The organism is Paenibacillus sp. FSL W7-1279, assembly GCF_037969845.1.
GTDB lineage: Bacteria > Bacillota > Bacilli > Paenibacillales > Paenibacillaceae > Paenibacillus_AQ.
The window spans coordinates 6,437,034-6,453,865 of record NZ_CP150215.1; the positions used below are offsets into that span (position 1 = coordinate 6,437,034).

Genomic DNA, 16,832 nt, shown 5'->3' on the forward strand with positions numbered 1-16,832 from the left:
CTGCACCTCCCATACTTGGAAGGTGCAGCATTTTTTAATAGATCGGCGAGGTGAAAGCTCACGCCCTCATCCTTCGCCATATCCTATTTTCTTAAGCTTCAACCGGGTACATGCTATCGCGAAGTCCCTTGATCTCTTCACTCTCAAGATACTCGTCATAACTCATGCTGCGGTCGATGATGCCATTAGGCGTAATCTCGATAATTCGGTTGGCAATCGTCTGAATGAACTGATGGTCATGCGAGGTGAATAGAATCGTTCCGTCGAAATCGATCAGGCCATTGTTGAGAGCCGTAATGGATTCGAGATCCAAGTGGTTCGTCGGCTCATCGAAGATCAGCACGTTCGCGCCGTTCAGCATCATTTTAGCTAGCATGCAGCGAACCTTCTCGCCCCCGGACAGTACGCTTGCTTTCTTCAGCGCTTCCTCGCCCGAGAACAGCATGCGGCCAAGGAATCCGCGCAAGAATGTCTCATCCTGATCCTTGGAATATTGGCGCAGCCATTCCACGAGGTTGATATCAACACCGTCAAAATAGGCAGAGTTGTCTTTTGGGAAATACGCCTGGGTTGTTGTTACCCCCCAGCTGTATTCACCGGCATCCGCCTCGGTTTCACCGGTTATGATCTGGAACAGCGTCGTTTTCGGCATCCCATTCGGACCAACAAACGCGATTTTGTCGCCTTTGTTTACAACAAAGCTGACATTATCCAGCACTTTTTCTCCATCCATCGACTTGGTGATCCCATCAATCGTAAGCAGCTGCTTGCCCGCCTCGCGTTCAGGTTTGAAATGAAGAAACGGATATTTACGGTTCGAAGGACGAAGATCCTCCAACGTAATTTTGTCGAGCTGTTTCTTACGGGAAGTCGCCTGCTTCGATTTGGAAGCATTCGCCGAGAAGCGCTGAATAAATGCCTGCAATTCCTTGATCTTCTCTTCCTTCTTCTTGTTGGCATCCCGCTGAAGTTCAAGCGCCAGCTTGCTGGATTCATACCAGAAGTCGTAGTTGCCGACATACAGCTGAATTTTACCGAAATCGATATCCGCAATATGCGTACACACCTTGTTCAGGAAGTGACGGTCATGGGATACCACAATAACGGTGCCTTCATAATCCATAAGGAAGTTCTCAAGCCACTGAATCGATTCCAAGTCCAAGTGGTTGGTAGGCTCATCCAGCAGCAGGTTATGCGGACGGCCAAACAAGGCCTGCGCCAAGAGAACGCGTACCTTCTCGTTACCGCTCAGCTCAGACATCTTCTTATCGTGCAGCTCACGTGGAATGCCGAGACCGATCAGGAGCGCTGCCGCATCCGGCTCTGCATCCCATCCGTTCAGCTCTGCGAATTCGCCTTCCAGCTCACCCGCACGCATGCCGTCTTCTTCGGAGAAATCGGATTTCGCATACAGCGCATCCTTCTCTTTCATGATGTTGTACAGCCGGGCATGACCCATTATAACCGTCTCCAGGACGGGATACTGATCGTATTCATAGTGGTTCTGCTTCAGAACCGCCATCCGCTCATTCGGTGTCATATGAACCTCGCCTTGGTTCGGTTCAATCTCACCGGAGAGGATTTTCAGAAATGTAGACTTACCCGCCCCGTTGGCGCCGATGAGACCGTAGCAGTTGCCCGGGGTGAATTTTATATTGACATCTTCAAATAGTGCTCGTTTGCCATAGCGGAGCGTTACGCCGCTTGTACTGATCATTAAGCATTACCATCCTTTATCACTATTGGTTTCAGCACATTATAGCATAAGTACGACGGTTATCGAAGCTTCTGGAAGATATAAAACGGTTTTAAACAAATATCACCTCCTGCATGCACCTTTTTCTCTAGTACACAAACGCCGACGATCAAGGCCTCTTTTTCTAGTTTAATAGAAAAAGAGGCTTTTCTATTAATGAAAGAAACCAGTCGGATCAGGTCCCCCTCTCATACTGCTGCCGCAAGAGCGGTCGGCATTCTGCCAAAACGCTAAACGTTTAGAAGCAACTGAAAATGGGCCCGTAAGGTTATGAAAAACCTTTCGGGCCTCTTTTGGCAGTCTATGGTGTATGGTGCATGTAATCCGAATCGCTTGCACATTTCGGTTATGATGTCACGCTTCTTCGTTCAGGCTGAACCTTAAAGGTTTCTCCGTACTTTAGTACGCGAATTCGTTCCTTGGCGATCCCCAGCCGCTCACGTTCCGCTTCCATTCGATCCAGCGCTTCTCTGGCCGTATCGTCTGCCAGCTTGAAGGTGCCGTAATGCATCGGAATCATCGTCTCGGCCTTCACATCCTGGAACGCCTGCAGTGCCTCTTCCGGATTGACGTGCTGCGACGTCATGAACCATTCCGGCTCATATGCCCCGATGGGCATCAGCGCAAGGTGAATGTTGAAGCGTTCTCCGATCAGCTTAAAGCCCTCGAAATAACCGCTGTCTCCGGCAAAATACAAATTCGGCGGAAGCAGGCGGGTGCCATCCTCCGATACAGGTTCGTTATTGCATGATGATTCATCGGAAGAAGCCGAATCCACCTTCGCATCCTGCAGGACAGGCTCCATCACGAACCCTCCCCAATGGGATGTATTCGTGTCAAACGGCGTGCGCCGAGTCCAATGCTGTGTCGGCACGAAGGAGAATTTCACGCCCTTGATGGTCGTGGATTCCCACCACTGCAGTTCAATCACGCGGCGAAAGCCTTTGTTGATCATTTTGCGACGCAGACCAACGGGAACAATGATCATGGTGTCCGCACGGTACAGCTTACGGATCGAGGCAACATGCATATGGTCATAATGGGAATGCGAGATCAGAATGACATCGATCGGAGGGATCTCATGAATGGGAAGCCCAGGTTCTCCAAGACGCTTATTAAATCCCATTCTCCGCGCCCATACGGGATCAGTCACGATGTTCAAGCCTTCATATTGGATGAAGAACGTAGCGTGCCCGATCCAGGTAACGGAGGTTTCGTGCCGGTTGCTATGCAAATACTGAAGATCCGGCGTCAGGTTCGGAATGCAGTAAGAATAATCCTTCTTCTTCTGACGACGTTCGTCGCGCCACTGCTTGAATTGTTTAAGTGTTTTATCCGTGCTGACGTTATCGATATTGTTATAGCGAATTTTTGGCATGCAGCCTCCTCCTTCCATTACCCTGTATTTTACCCCGTATTGACCTCTCCGCTCAACTTTGCGCTTGTTGTTCTTTTTACACCGAACGTTTCGTGGCGAAACAACCCGGAATTGCCTTTATCCAGAATCAATCGGATGGATCCTTATACTTGACGACGTAGATCGCCATAAAGGCTACAGCAGCCAGTACGGTGAGCAGCGGTGCTATGAAAATGGCGAAGTCCTCCACTTGCCTCACCCCTTCTTCGCGGATTTGCCGCGAATGTAGTTTGCATCGAACAGAAACAATCGCATCAGCAGGATCAGGGAAGGAACCAATACGCAGAAACCCAGGATAAATGCGGTAATCAATGCGATCGCCATCGTATCGTTTGTTATGCTCTCATGAATATGGATGTAATCATAGAGAATATACGGCAGATGCGAGCGTCCATACCCGTACCAAGCAAAGGCAAATTGGAGCATGACCATAATAAAAGCGATGCCGAGCCGGATTCGCTTCCATACGAGGTACACCGCAATGACAAAGCAGATGAACGACGCGATAAACATCCATGCGATATCCAGCATCTGCCCAAAATGCACCGGATTCTGATGGTTAATCTGGAAAAACGCGAACACCGAAGCCAGGATCGTCGGAGCGCTCCATCCCAGCGCATAACCCCGGACCACGCCGAACGCTACCGCATCCCCCGCACGATGCGCGTAATAGGACAGGAACATCGCCGAGATGTACAGAACGCTCACAAGCGCAAGCAGGATGACCGACCACGTGTACGGATTCGTGAAGAACGTATACCAATGAAGCTCTACCTTCCCGTTGTCCATATAGATAATGCCGCCTTCCGAGATGGCCAATATCGTCGACAACGCTGCAGGGATGAGCAGTCCCGTGGCCCCGTAGAGCCCCATATACACGATATTGTTCCCGGTCTGGCTGCCATACGTGTGATAGGCGTAGTAAGCGCCGCGGATCGCCAGCAGCACAAGGGCCAAGCTGCCCGGCACAAGCAAGGCGGTGCCATAATAATACGCAGCATCCGGAAAAAATCCGACAAGTCCGACCACAAAAAAGATCAGGAATACGTTGGTTACTTCCCAGACGGGAGATAAATACCGCTGGATGATGTTATGAATCTTGTTCTCGTGTCCGGTGAGCACGCTGTAATAGCTGAAAAATCCGGCACCAAAATCAATCGAGGCCACCAGCAAATAGCCAAACAGAAATGTCCACAGCACGGTTATTGCCACCATTGCATAGCTCATTTGCGGTCTCCCCCTTCGATTTCGAGTCCCAGTAGCTTGATTTCCTCTTCCGCGCTTTTATTCCGGAACAATTGGCTTAACACGCGAATCGCGGATACGGATAGCACCAGATACAGGATTATAAACAGCACCAGCATCCAGCCGACGCTTGTTGAAGTGGTTGCCGCATCCGATACCTTCATGTATCCCCGCACAATCCACGGCTGCCTTCCGATCTCGGCAAGGAACCAGCCCAGCCATATGGCTGACATCGATAGAGGCCCCAAAGCCAATATACTGAGCAGCAGCCATTTTGGATAAGGCCTTTTGCCAGGAAGTTTCTTTCGGAACATATACAGGAGCGGAATCAGTACGATCACGGCGCCGCTGGTCACCTTTAGATCGAAAAAATAATGCACCGACATCGGCGGTCTCTCATTCTCCGGAAACTCATTCAGTCCAATGACCTCCGTGCTGGGACTGTTTCCCGCCAATATGCTTAGCGCATACGGAATCTTCAATGCATACTTAATCTCGTTATTCTCATCCAGAAAGCCGCCGTAAATGAGCGGGGCTTGCCTCATCGTTTCAAAATGCCACTCGGCCGCCGCCAGCTTCTCGGGCTGGTATTTAGCCAGAAATTTGCCGGAGAAATCTCCAATCATCACGGTGGCCACAGCAAAAACAAAGGTAGACACGACGGTGAGCTTCAGCGCTTTCTTAAAGTAGATGTGCTTGCTTCCCCGCAATATACTGAAAGCTGCTATGCTGGCAAGCGCAGCGGCACTGGTCGTAAACGCTGACGCCAGTACATGGCTCACCTTGGTCGGCGTCGCCGGATTGAACATGGCCACGAACGGATTCACATTCGTAAATACCCCATCCACCAGCTCGAAGCCCTGAGGCTGATTCATAAACGCATTCATGCTCGTGATAAAGAACGCTGACGCGGAGGAGCCGATCGCCACGGGAATAAGCAGCAGCAAATGGGTCCATTTATTTTTGAATCGATCCCATGTATAAAGATAAATGCCTAAAAAGATCGCCTCCACAAAAAAAGCAAAGGTTTCCATGAACAGCGGCAGCGCAATGGCTTTACCAGCGACGCGCATAAAGGTGGGCCATAACAAGCTGAGCTGCAGGCCGATGGCGGTACCTGTCACGACGCCGACGGCCACCGTAATCACATATCCCCGCGCCCATCGCCGGGCAAGCAGCGTATAATGGTTGTCCCCTGTCCGAATCCCCCTCCATTCCGCCAGAGCCAACATAATCGGAATCCCAACGCCGATGGTTGCCAGAACAATATGCACAAACAGGGTCAAGCCGGTCAGGATCCGGCTCATCAGTACGGGATCCAGTGAAGACATCAGGTTCACTCCTCGGTTTCGTTATCCAAAATGTTCCATATAGCGCAGATACCCTTTCACCGCGCCGTATAGCATAATGGCCGCAACAATAAAGCATAGAATCGCAAGCTTTCGCTCCTGCTTCCTGTGCATCCGTTAGCCTAGCCTCCTTCAAGTATTTCAGTCCATCTGCAAGAGTGCGGCCATCTAACATGTGATTCTTTGAAAACCCAAATGCTTTACAATCCCATCATTATCAGTTTTACAAACCTTTCCTCTTTTTATCCAAAGTCCGGTCATTTTGTTTGAATCCTTGCCATGATGTTTTTTCCGGCATGGAAAAGAGGTACAATAAGAGGATAAGGAGGCGAGATAAACCCATGAAAATTACATTTATTGAACCAACCCCGAGCCCGAACTCCATGATGCTTCGACTTGACGAAACGCTGGAGCCCGGGATTCGAAGAACATATACACTGGATAACGAACGGTCTGCTCCCCCCTGGATCAGGCAGCTGCTCCATATCCCGGGCGTAAAGAGCGTTTTTCATACCCTTGATTTCATCGCGCTCGACCGCAAAGGCAACGCCGATTGGCCTTCCATTCTGGGCGCCGTTCAGGAAATATTCGGTCAGGAGGGGCTTGCCGCCGGACTCCAAGAGAATGCGGAAGATTTTGCTTTTGGTGAGGCTCAAGTGTTCGTCCAGTATTTTCGAAATATACCGATGCAAATCCGTGTCAAAAGCGGGAATCAGGAAGAACGCATCGGTCTGTCGGAGCGCTTCGCCAAAGCGGTGGCCGCCGTCGGAACCTCGACGCTCATCAAGGAGCGCAAGCTCAAGGAGTACGGCGTGCGCTACGGCCAGCTGGAAGGCATCGCCCGTGACGTAGAGCAGGAGCTTGAAGCTGCCTTCCCGCAGGAGCGCCTCGATAAAGTCGTTGCCCAAGCGATTGCCCACGGCGCCAGCGACGAGGATTTCGTCGAGCAGCGCCGGAAGCTGACAGACGAGGAAACCGAAGCCGCGCTGCAGGATGAGGACTGGCGCGTCCGTTATGCCGCGCTGGATGCACTGGAGCCAACGGAGAAACACATTCCGCTTCTCCGCCAAGCCCTTCGGGATCCGAAGATGCAGATCCGCCGGCTCGTCGTTGTGTACTTGGGCGATCTGCGCACCCCTGAAGCGATGGAACTCCTGTATGAAGCCATGCGCGACGAAACACCGGCCGTTCGCCGTACCGCAGGCGATACACTGTCCGATATCGGCGATGCTGCCGCTACCCCGGTCATGATCGAATCGCTCAAAGACAGCAGCAAGATCGTACGCTGGCGTGCAGCCCGCTTCCTGTATGAAGTAGGCACCGAGGAAGCTCGCTCCGCTCTGGAGGAGGCTGCCAATGATCCGGAATTCGAGGTTAGTCTGCAGGCACGAATGGCACTGGAGCGCATCGAATCCGGCGAAGAAGCAGCCGGAACCGTATGGCAGCAAATGGCCAAACGGAATCAATCGTAATTGCATCTTCGGAACTGCCTTAGAACCGTAAAATTTAACCATTGCTTCTAACATGGAATGTGATTTATACTAGGACTCTCTTGTTAGAATTGAATATACAGATAGCCTCATCATTCCAAGATGAGGTAGAGGTTGCAGACATGATCAGTAGTTGTGCCGAGGCGAAGAGAAGCCGGTGAAGCACAGTGAAAGGCATGAATGCCGAAGTGCAGGGTATACTCTTGTATCCTGTGCTGGGGCCGTTGTCGAAAGAAACGGAACTGTCACGGGGATTTCCCCGTGTTGTGCTATCTTCATGGAGGGTATGATGCGGATACGATAAAGACCGCAGGTATAGGACCTGCGGTCTTTTTGTTCTAACAGGGTATATTTTAAATATCATTTCTTAATGTATAGAAGGAGTGTTCGATCTTGAATCGCAAAAAAGCACCGGCTGCTTCGCTCAAGCAGAGCTTTAAAGCCCGTCATATGACAATGATCGCCCTTGGCGGATCGATCGGTACCGGCCTCTTCCTGGCAAGCGGAACGGCCATCGCCTCTGCCGGCCCAGGCGGAGCGCTTATCGCCTATGCCGCGGTTGGCCTCATGGTTTACTTTCTGATGACCAGCCTCGGCGAACTCGCTACGTATCTTCCGGATTCCGGCTCATTCAGCACCTACGCCTCCCGGTTTGTCAGCCCCGCCTTCGGATTTGCCGTCGGCTGGAACTTCTGGTACAACTGGGCCGTTACCATCGCCGCCGAACTCGCAGCGGCGACGGTTATTATTAAATTCTGGTTCCCGGACAGCCCGTCATTTCTGTGGAGTCTTCTGTTCCTGGCGATTATGTTCGGCTTAAACTTTCTATCTGCCAAAGGATACGGCGAATCGGAATATTGGTTTGCTATCATTAAGGTGGCAACCGTCATTATCTTCCTCATCATCGGAGTCATGATGATCTTCGGTATTCTTGGCGGTGAAGCCGTGGGATTCACTAACTTTAGTCTCGGCGACGGGCCGGTACACGGCGGGTTCTTCGCGCTGGTCGGTGTGTTTATGGCTGCAGGCTTCTCCTTCCAGGGAACCGAGCTGATCGGGGTCGCGGCCGGCGAGAGCGAAAATCCGAGAAAACACGTCCCTAAAGCCATCCGTCAGGTGTTCTGGCGCATCCTGATCTTCTATATTTTCGCTATTTTTGTCATCGGCATGCTGATCCCTTACACCCATCCGAGCTTGCTTCAATCCGGGGTCGACAATATCGGTGTCAGCCCATTCACCTTGGTGTTTGAGAAAGCCGGCCTTGCGTTTGCGGCTTCCGTAATGAATGCGGTCATTCTCAGCTCCGTGCTGTCGGCAGGAAACTCGGGGATGTATGCCTCAACCCGTGTCCTATATGCCATGGCGAAGCAAGGAATGGCTCCGAGATGGCTGAGCCGGCTGAACAGCCGCGGCGTACCGGTTGCGGCTCTAATCGTAACCTCTGCCGTAGGCATGCTGGCCTTCCTGGCCTCCTTCTTCGGCGATGGTGTAGTCTACGTGTGGCTTCTGAATGCCTCCGGAATGTGCGGATTCATTAACTGGCTGGCCATTGCCGTGAGTCATTATCGCTTCCGCAAAGCTTATGTCGCCCAAGGTAAAGACCTGAAGGAGCTGCCGTTCCGTGCACGCTGGTTCCCCTTCGGTCCCATCTTCGCCTTCCTGCTCTGTCTTGTTGCCATTATCGGTCAAGGCAATTTCAGCGGGGAGATCGATTGGTTAACGATCATTGCCACTTATGTCAGCATTCCGTTGTTCCTCTCCATCTGGTTCGGCTACCGCTTGATTAAGAAGAGCCGCATCGTACCATTGGACGAGTGCGATTTGAGCACGAACGTTAAATAAGTTAAACCGGACATACCAAAAGCAGCTTCCCTCCCATACTTGGGAACGGAAGCTGCTTTTTTTGGATACGGACACATTACCAAATGATCTGCACTCTAAGATCACCTGTGTTCTCAAACGCATGATGATAATATTTGATAGAGCCGAGATTGCTCTTCATCTGCACTTGCTGGAGCACATTTACAAGCTCTCGCTCGCTGCCGTCAAACCTGAACACCAGCTTCCGGCTGCCTTCAGCCTTAGCAGCTTTAACCAGTGGTTGGAGCTGTGTGTAGGAGCTGACGATGGAGCGGGCATCATAGAGCTGATATTCCAAATCCCGCTTCAATTGTTCGTATACTTCAGCTCTCGAACGATCCTTCGCAGCTAGCCCGGCCAGCGTGTTGCGGTAAAGCGTGCTCGCCTTCGGATAGGATTTCACCCAGGTATGATCGCGGCCCATCTGTTCATCCGTCCGGAGATAGTACGTATAGGATACCTCGTTGTCGCGATCCGGCACGGGATCGTTCCACGTCGTGTCCAGATGGTACCATTTGCCGTCCAGAAGAACCAGATTCCAAGCATGAAGCTGGCCCTTTGGATTATCGGAGGCATAAGCCGTGCCCTCTACGATTTTGTTCTGGATCCCTGCTCCCTTCAGCAGTTTATGCGTTAACAGGGAATAGCCCTGGCATACCGTGCTTCCGGTGTAGAGTCCGTCATAGGCCGTATATTTCGTAAGCGTGGTATCATACTTCAAGTTCCGGACAACCCAATCGTGGATGGCTTTCACCTTCTCATGATCATTCATGCCCGGCTTGATGATTCGCTTCAAAATGCTGTCGGCATTCTGGTTCACGTAGTTCGTCTGCTCCGCAGTCTCGCGGTAACTCAACCGAACGGTAACATTGGCGGAACTGGATGTCCCACGATAGTCGTAGCTATAGCTAGCGATGGTGTAGTGAATATAAGGATCACTGGCCATCGCCTGATCAAGTGCATCTTTAAGCTGCGATTTCAGCGATTGGGTCTCTCCCTGGTAAACAAAACGCACCGTCGATTGCCTGTCGCTCATCGCTGTCAGCAGCTTCTGTTGAATCCCATCGACCGACTTCACGACCGCTTTGTTGGAGGTGGCATAGACATCACTGAGATTAGCTGGTTCAGGTACTGCTGCAACGGTTACCGCCAAAGACCCTATGAACAGTAATTTAACGATTGTTCCTCGGCTTCGTTTCATCGGTACACCCGCCCTTCATCTTCCTCATCCGTATGCACCATTATTGTAACACATAACATCAGGGCTTATGGGTTCTAGTTTTGTCGACCGGGCACGAATATCAAATGCTACCAATAAAATGAGGACAGGAAAGAATCGCTGCGTCCCGCCAGCTTCGACATGCGGAGCAGTACCTCCGCAGCTTCCGCTCGCGTCACCTCACGCTCCGGCAAGAACTTGCCATCGACCGCCGGGAGAAGCCCCAGCTTGAGGGCGATCAGGGCTGCGCCTTTGTTAGTAATGGCGTCGGCATCCGATATTCCCTGCACATCGGTTGGCAGGATAAAGGCTTTGGACAGCTTCTCGTAATTCAGAATACGGGTCAGCGAGCTTGCCAATTCATCCCTTGTCAGCTTGCGGTCCAACTGCAGCGTGCTGTCCGGATCATAAGGAATCCAGTTCTGCCCGATCAGCACCTGAATGGCCTGATAATACGGATGATCCGGCTGCAAACCCGCGTATGGATCCATGGTAGATCTTCCATACACCTGCTCGTAGGACGGACTCACCGAAGCCGCCACCAGCTGATACCATTCGCCAAGGGTAATTTGGCGATCCGGGTATACCTTTCCGTCCTTGTCCGGAACCAACACCCGATATTTCACCAGCTCCTTGAGAGCCGCTTCCGCATCATGCCCCGCCGCATCGGTAACCGCTGGAATATCCTTGCGGCTCATTTCAGGCGTAATATCGCGCCATTCTCCGTTCTTGGCATCAAGCGGTACCGCAATGCCGCCATAAGCCGCCTTTTTGTGTGTCGGATAATAAATCAGCTTAATGAACGGCTTCATAAGCTCACTACCGTTCGTTGCGTAACCGCCATAGTAACCGTACTTCAGCTTCAGCTCAATTTCTTCCAGATACTTAGCTTTTGCCTGCTCCGCACTGACGGCCGGCTTTGCATCCGTTGGCAGCTTGGACAGGACAGCTTCGGAATTCACACTAAAGCTCTGGATTTGCCCGTCGGCCTCAATCGTGAGGTTCAGGGAATCGCCCATGACGCGAATATTACCGATATAGCGCTGAAATGAAAATTGATAGTTAAGGGTTTTAGTGTCTTTGCCCATTTTATCAACGGATGACAGCTTCCATTCCTCGGCAGCATTCGGCACCAGCCTGCTTACCGTCTCGAATGCGAGATCCTGCGCAGCCTGCTGCGAAATCGGGCTCTTCACTTCTGGAGCACCGGTCCGGTCAAAACGATATCGGTTGTAGGAGTAGATTTGTCCGGTTTTGGCGTCCACCTCTGCGGATACCATCTCCCCTCCGCCCATGGCGGAAAGATGGTTCTCGCCCCATCTTATATTCCACGTCTTGATCTCATTATTGTTCCATCTGGTACCCAGCGACTTGGATTCTGTCTTCAAGCCGGTCGGGAGTTTGATCTGCGATTCCACCCATCTAGCTGCTGCATCTCCGCCAGCGAATGGAGCCGTGATTGGCTTGAAGATCTCTTTGGACGCCGGAATCGTGCCGTTCTCAATCGAGGTGAACTCACTTTCTTCCCCAGTAAAACTAATGAACTTGCCTGTATTGGCATCCATTGAATTCGCTGATTGATCATTAGGTATGTAACCTAAGAAATAATTGCCTTTGGCGTTGTTATATAAATGATCAGGTACATAAGCCAAGGAGACCTGGAACTGATCCTCAAACAATTTACGAATGGAGGCCTCATTCAATTTCGGTGTGGATGATGGAAACTCTTCATTGACTTGATTGCGGGAATAGTTAATGGTATTGCCCTGTCCGTCCAGCGTGATCGAAATGCTGTTCACATCCGATTCAATTCCGTTCACCGAGGTCTGGAAATAAAAATCAAACCGCGGCGGACTGAACAGCGCCGTCTGCATCCCGAGATAAGCCTCATTCTCCTTAAGCTCGCTGGCCTTCAGATCCGATACATGGCTGCCGATCCATTTCAGCGCCTTCTCCTTGGCTGCTCCACGGGTTATCACCGGTTTGTCGCTACCTTGGTTCAACAAGGAACGAGGGATATAAATGTTAATAAGTTCACCCGTGACCGCATTGACCTGGGCATTGAAGCCGGAGCTTGAGTTCCCTTTAGTCAACACCATTTGCAGATCCCAAGCAAGCGCGCTCGATCTCATGCCATCATTCTCCAAGAACTGCACATTCGATACATTCACGTTCTTTAGCTCCGGGAAAGCCTTCTTGATGATGTCTTCCGCCTGCTTGGACGAAATTTTTGCACCCTTCGGTATTTCGTTATCCGTTACGCTTTCCGAACCGGCATTATCGCTGCTAGTCACGGCAGTTACCGTATCAGATACAGCGACTCCGCTGCCCGGAACGGAATTGTCTCCCCATACCGGCTGCGCCAAACATAACATAGCTGTAGCCGTAACCGCACACACGGTCTTTTTTACCCTTACCTTCTTCTTACCTGATGGATTCAACTTGATTCGCTCCCTTCCATTACTTGAACCTAACCATGCCTTACTTACACATGATGATATCCTTAACAAGTGACTGTACACGGCAGCAATGACATAACCAAGCTACCTAAATAATACCATAACTTGTCTATATATTCCTTATGTAGCAAGCTTCCAAAACATAACCAACATGATTAAGGATGAACGAAGTGTAACTATTTCGATCCCGCTTCTTACGAAGGGGAACACCCTATTGAACACACGCTAGCCAAGCTGGGCAGCTTCAACAAAAGCCGCGGTACGACGCCTGATCTCCTCCTTATTTCCGGACGCGAGCGCATCCTTCGGGAGCAGCGCGCTGCCTAAACCTACCGCAACTGCACCTGCATTAAAATAATCCGCAAGATTATCCAGCGTAACGCCGCCCGTGGCAAGCAGCGGAATGTGACTCAGCGGGCCCTGAAGCTCCCGGATAAATGACAAGCCCAGGCTGGCCATGGGAAACAGCTTCACGATCTCGGCGCCGGCTGCGTACGCCGCAACGATCTCCGTCGGCGTCATCGCCCCAGGCCATACATCAATTCCTTGCTCCAAAGCATATTCGATAACGGAAAGATCCGTGTTCGGCGAGATCAGAAATTGCGCTCCGGCGGAGACCGCCTCCTTCGCCATCTCCACATCAAGCACGGTTCCCGCCCCTATATATACGGCGCCATCATACCGAGTACGCCAATCCTGGATCATATGTAAAGCGTCTTTCGTATTCATCGTCACTTCCATGAACCGAATTCCGCCTTGGGTCAACCCTTCTCCTACGAAGTCCGCCTGTTCTCTCGTAATGCCCCGCACGATGGCAACGATTTTCTCGCGTTTGAGCTCAGGTGTCAGTTTCATTGTCTTCCCCCCATTTCTATTTACACTTCCGGCACGTTCCTAAATCGCATGGCTGCAATTTCAACCTGCTTCAAGTATATGCGGTCCACCGCGTTCACGCAAAAAAAGCAGGCCGGGAAACCTGTATTCCCGACCTGCTCTTCTATAGGGTTATCCCCGGAATTCGGACAGCTCAGCGCCTAGTTCACGCGTTGCTCCATATACGCTTTGATAGAGTTCAAACAATTGGTCATAAGCTTGAACTGCCTGCGGATTGGGAGAATACGAGCGTGCCGGCCGCAAAAACGCCTTGGCGCAGTCCTGAAGGCTTGGGAACCAGCCGCAGCCGTAGGCTGCGAGCATCGCCGCGCCCATAGCCGGGCCCTGTTCACTTTCCAGCTTCACGATTTCAGCGTTGAACACGTCCGCCTGCATTTGCAGCCACGTTTCGTTCTTGGCGCCGCCCCCGATGGAAATGACGCGGTCGATCCGCTTGCCGGATGAGCGAAGGATATCGATGGATTCACGGAGAGAGAACGTGATTCCCTCGAGTACTGAACGTGCAAAGTGAGGCAGCTTATGTCCCGCGTCCATTCCGATAAAACTGCCGCGAATGGTAGCATCCGGATGCGGCGTGCGTTCACCAACGATATACGGCGTGAACAGCAGACCTCCACTGCCAACCGGGATGCTTCCGATATCGCTTAACAGCGCGTCAAAGGAGACATCCGGCGCAAAGGTATCCTTGAACCAGGTCAGGCTGTATCCCGCAGCCAGGGTCACGCCCATGATATAGTAAGCATCTTTCTCTCCATGATTAAAGAAATGGACCTTGCCTTCAAAATCCACCTCGCGACGCTCCTCATAGGAGAGTACCACGCCCGATGTACCAATGCTGCACATCGTCTGCCCTTCTTCGAGAATGCCTGCGCCGATGGCGCCGCAGGCGTTGTCCGCACCGCCAGCAAATACCTTTGTATTTGGCAGCAGAGCGGCTTGCTCGGCGATCTCAGGGAGCAAGGTGCCGCACTGATCGAAGGATTCGACCAGCGGCGGGCATAGGGTGTGCGGCAGCTGGAAGGCATCCAAAATGTCGGTGCTCCAAGACTTGCCCGCTACATCCAGCAGCAGCGTTCCGGCTGCATCGGAATAGTCCATTGCGTATTGCCCGGTCAGGCGGAAACGCACATAATCCTTAGGCAGCAGGAACAAGGCAGCCTGTTCGAGCAGCTCCGGTTCAAACTCCTGCACCCATAGAATCTTGGGCAGAGTGAACCCTTCCAGCGCGCGATTGCGTGCAATCCCTAGCAGCTTCTCCTGCAGAGTCTCCTCGATTCGACGGCATTGCACCGTTGTGCGCGTGTCATTCCACAGGATGGCCGGCCGCAGCACTGCACCCTCACCGTCTACCAAGACCAGACCATGCATCTGGCCGGAGAAACTTATCCCCTCAACCTCGGATGGGTCAATGTTGTTTCTGCTCATTAATTCCCGTAACGACAATACCGTTTTGTCGACCCAATCCTCCGGTCGCTGCTCGCTGTAACCCGGCTTCGGCTGGCTCAGCGGATACGACTCCGAATGCTCGGCGACAACCTTACCGCTTGGGTCCACCAGCACGGTCTTCACAGCACTGGTCCCCAAATCAACTCCGATAACGTAACTCATCTATATCCTCCTTCGTCTCCTCATGAACCGAACATGAAAACATCGTTAGCACTTCCCCGGGGCGCACGATGCGTGATCCGAGGTATGCTTGGATGGCTGTCGACCATAGCTCGCTATAGTTTCCTGATTGAAATAAGTACACCGGCTTCCCTGGAGGGAGCCGGTGAAGGTTTGGATTTCATGGTACAAGCGCTAAAGAGAGTATCGATTAATTTGCAAGAATGTACTGATTCAGAATCGCTTTCAGCATTTCTTGACGTCCGGATTCGTTCTTGCGCGGGGACTCGTTGTTCAGGGCGTACTCTGCAAGGGAAGCCAGTGTAGCCTTGCCGGATACGACGTCTGCGCCGATGCCTTCGTTAAAGCTGCTGTAGCGTTTCGCGATGAAGTCCTCGAAAACGCGGTCTTCGATCAGCTTCGCTGCCACTTTCAAGCCTTTTGCGTAAGTGTCCATACCCGCAATGTGCGCATGGAACAAATCTTCCGGCTCGAAGGACGGGCGGCGAACCTTCGCATCGAAGTTCACGCCGCCGCGGCCGAGACCGCCGTTCATCAGCACTTCGTACAGCGTCAATGTCGCATCGTAGATGTTAACCGGGAATTCGTCCGTATCCCATCCGATGAGCATATCGCCTTGGTTCGCATCGAGGGAACCGAGCATGCCGTTGATGCGTGCTACGCGAAGCTCGTGTTCAAAGGTATGACCGGCGAGCGTGGCATGGTTCGCTTCGAGGTTCAGTTTAAAGTGCTTGTCGAGGCCGTACTTCTGCAGGAATGCAATTGTTGTAGCCGCATCAAAGTCATATTGGTGCTTGGTTGGCTCCTTCGGTTTAGGCTCGATCAGGAATTGGGCGTCAAAGCCGATTTCCTTCGCATAATCAACCGCCATATGGAACAGGCGTGCCAGGTTATCCAGTTCAAGGCCCATATCCGTGTTGAGCAGGGTCTCATAACCTTCGCGGCCTCCCCAGAACACGTAGTTCTCGGCGCCGAGGCGTTTGCCGACTTCAAGGCCTTTCTTCACTTGGGCTGCCGCATGAGCGTATACGTCCGCGTTGCATGTAGTGCCCGCACCATGCATGAAGCGTGGGTTCGTGAACATGTTCGCCGTGTTCCAGAGCAATTTCTTGCCAGTGGATTTCATGTGGTCTTCAATCGAATCCACGATCGTATCGATGTTGCTGTAGAACTCGCGCAGGCTGCTGCCCTCAGGCGCAATGTCCACATCGTGGAAGCAGAAATACGGAAGATTCATTTTCTCCATGAACTCAAAGCCTGCCTCAACGCGTGCTTTGGCGAGGTCCATGCCGGAGTAGTTGCCCCAAGGGCGAACCGCAGTGTCAGCGCCGAACGGATCCGAACCGCCTGCAGTCAATGTATGCCAGTAAGCCATGGCGAAACGGAGATGCTCTTCCATCGTTTTGCCGGCTACTACTTCTGTCGGATTATAAAATTTAAAAGCATAAGGGTTGGTTGATTGGCTGCCTTCGTACTCGACTTTGCTAATGTTGTTAAAATAGGCCATGAATAAATCC

The 16,832-nt window shown here is 51.9% G+C and carries 11 protein-coding genes and 1 riboswitch; of the genes, 2 read left to right on the forward strand and 9 right to left on the reverse strand.

What is annotated here, in order from left to right; translation table 11 throughout:
• Positions 1 to 91 precede the first annotated feature (91 nt).
• The 4 genes from MKY82_RS29330 to MKY82_RS29345 form a co-directional block, all read right to left on the reverse strand.
• The gene (locus MKY82_RS29330) at positions 92 to 1,717 is read right to left on the reverse strand and encodes an ATP-binding cassette domain-containing protein (protein WP_194544600.1); all 1,626 of its coding nucleotides are present in this window, start codon (positions 1,715 to 1,717) and stop codon (positions 92 to 94) included.
• Positions 1,718 to 2,102: 385 nt separating this feature from the next.
• A complete protein-coding gene (locus MKY82_RS29335) occupies positions 2,103 to 3,134 on the reverse strand; it encodes an MBL fold metallo-hydrolase (RefSeq protein WP_194544601.1) in 1,032 nt (343 codons plus the stop codon).
• A 234-nt stretch (positions 3,135 to 3,368) separates the two neighbouring features.
• Entirely contained in the window at positions 3,369 to 4,400 is a 1,032-nt protein-coding gene (locus MKY82_RS29340; protein WP_339294911.1) for a cytochrome d ubiquinol oxidase subunit II, read from the reverse strand.
• Positions 4,397 to 5,749, reverse strand: a complete 1,353-nt coding sequence (locus MKY82_RS29345; RefSeq protein ID WP_339294912.1) for a cytochrome ubiquinol oxidase subunit I — start codon at positions 5,747 to 5,749, stop codon at positions 4,397 to 4,399. Before MKY82_RS29345 ends, MKY82_RS29340 begins: the two co-directional genes overlap by 4 nt.
• 359 nt (positions 5,750 to 6,108) lie before the next feature.
• Between MKY82_RS29345 and MKY82_RS29350 the strand changes: the two genes are divergently transcribed.
• On the forward strand, positions 6,109 to 7,239 hold the full coding sequence (locus tag MKY82_RS29350) for a virulence factor (protein WP_339294913.1): 1,131 nt from the start codon (positions 6,109 to 6,111) through the stop codon (positions 7,237 to 7,239).
• A gap of 118 nt (positions 7,240 to 7,357) precedes the next feature.
• A riboswitch (Lysine riboswitch) is annotated at positions 7,358 to 7,537 on the forward strand.
• 170 nt (positions 7,538 to 7,707) lie between these two features.
• Positions 7,708 to 9,099, forward strand: coding sequence for an amino acid permease (locus MKY82_RS29355; RefSeq protein ID WP_233355141.1), 1,392 nt, complete (start codon positions 7,708 to 7,710; stop codon positions 9,097 to 9,099).
• Between the two features lie 76 nt (positions 9,100 to 9,175).
• On the opposite strand, the gene MKY82_RS29360 is transcribed toward MKY82_RS29355, so the two are convergent.
• The 5 genes from MKY82_RS29360 to xylA all read right to left on the reverse strand — a co-directional run bounded on the left by MKY82_RS29360 (position 9,176) and on the right by xylA (position 16,822).
• A complete protein-coding gene (locus MKY82_RS29360) occupies positions 9,176 to 10,318 on the reverse strand; it encodes a transglutaminase domain-containing protein (RefSeq protein ID WP_339219886.1) in 1,143 nt (380 codons plus the stop codon).
• 107 nt (positions 10,319 to 10,425) lie between these two features.
• A complete protein-coding gene (locus tag MKY82_RS29365; RefSeq protein ID WP_339294914.1) occupies positions 10,426 to 12,777 on the reverse strand; it encodes a YcdB/YcdC domain-containing protein in 2,352 nt (783 codons plus the stop codon).
• 243 nt (positions 12,778 to 13,020) lie between these two features.
• The gene (locus tag MKY82_RS29370) at positions 13,021 to 13,650 is read right to left on the reverse strand and encodes a bifunctional 4-hydroxy-2-oxoglutarate aldolase/2-dehydro-3-deoxy-phosphogluconate aldolase (RefSeq protein ID WP_071219632.1); all 630 of its coding nucleotides are present in this window, start codon (positions 13,648 to 13,650) and stop codon (positions 13,021 to 13,023) included.
• Between the two features lie 150 nt (positions 13,651 to 13,800).
• Positions 13,801 to 15,297, reverse strand: a complete 1,497-nt coding sequence (gene xylB, locus MKY82_RS29375; protein ID WP_220683871.1) for a xylulokinase — start codon at positions 15,295 to 15,297, stop codon at positions 13,801 to 13,803.
• A gap of 208 nt (positions 15,298 to 15,505) precedes the next feature.
• Positions 15,506 to 16,822 (reverse strand): xylose isomerase, encoded by a 1,317-nt coding sequence (xylA, locus tag MKY82_RS29380; protein WP_071219634.1) that lies wholly within the window; start codon positions 16,820 to 16,822, stop codon positions 15,506 to 15,508.
• Between the last annotated feature and the right edge of the window lie 10 nt (positions 16,823 to 16,832).

Coding starts and splice junctions, on each gene's coding strand:
- MKY82_RS29330 (WP_194544600.1), bottom strand. CDS start 1,717: ATGATCAGTACAAGCGGCGTAACGCTCCGCTATGGCAAACGAGCACTA.
- MKY82_RS29335 (WP_194544601.1), bottom strand. CDS start 3,134: ATGCCAAAAATTCGCTATAACAATATCGATAACGTCAGCACGGATAAA.
- MKY82_RS29340 (WP_339294911.1), bottom strand. CDS start 4,400: ATGAGCTATGCAATGGTGGCAATAACCGTGCTGTGGACATTTCTGTTT.
- MKY82_RS29345 (WP_339294912.1), bottom strand. CDS start 5,749: ATGTCTTCACTGGATCCCGTACTGATGAGCCGGATCCTGACCGGCTTG.
- MKY82_RS29350 (WP_339294913.1), top strand. CDS start 6,109: ATGAAAATTACATTTATTGAACCAACCCCGAGCCCGAACTCCATGATG.
- MKY82_RS29355 (WP_233355141.1), top strand. CDS start 7,708: ATGACAATGATCGCCCTTGGCGGATCGATCGGTACCGGCCTCTTCCTG.
- MKY82_RS29360 (WP_339219886.1), bottom strand. CDS start 10,318: ATGAAACGAAGCCGAGGAACAATCGTTAAATTACTGTTCATAGGGTCT.
- MKY82_RS29370 (WP_071219632.1), bottom strand. CDS start 13,650: ATGAAACTGACACCTGAGCTCAAACGCGAGAAAATCGTTGCCATCGTG.
- xylB (WP_220683871.1), bottom strand. CDS start 15,297: ATGAGTTACGTTATCGGAGTTGATTTGGGGACCAGTGCTGTGAAGACC.
- xylA (WP_071219634.1), bottom strand. CDS start 16,822: ATGGCCTATTTTAACAACATTAGCAAAGTCGAGTACGAAGGCAGCCAA.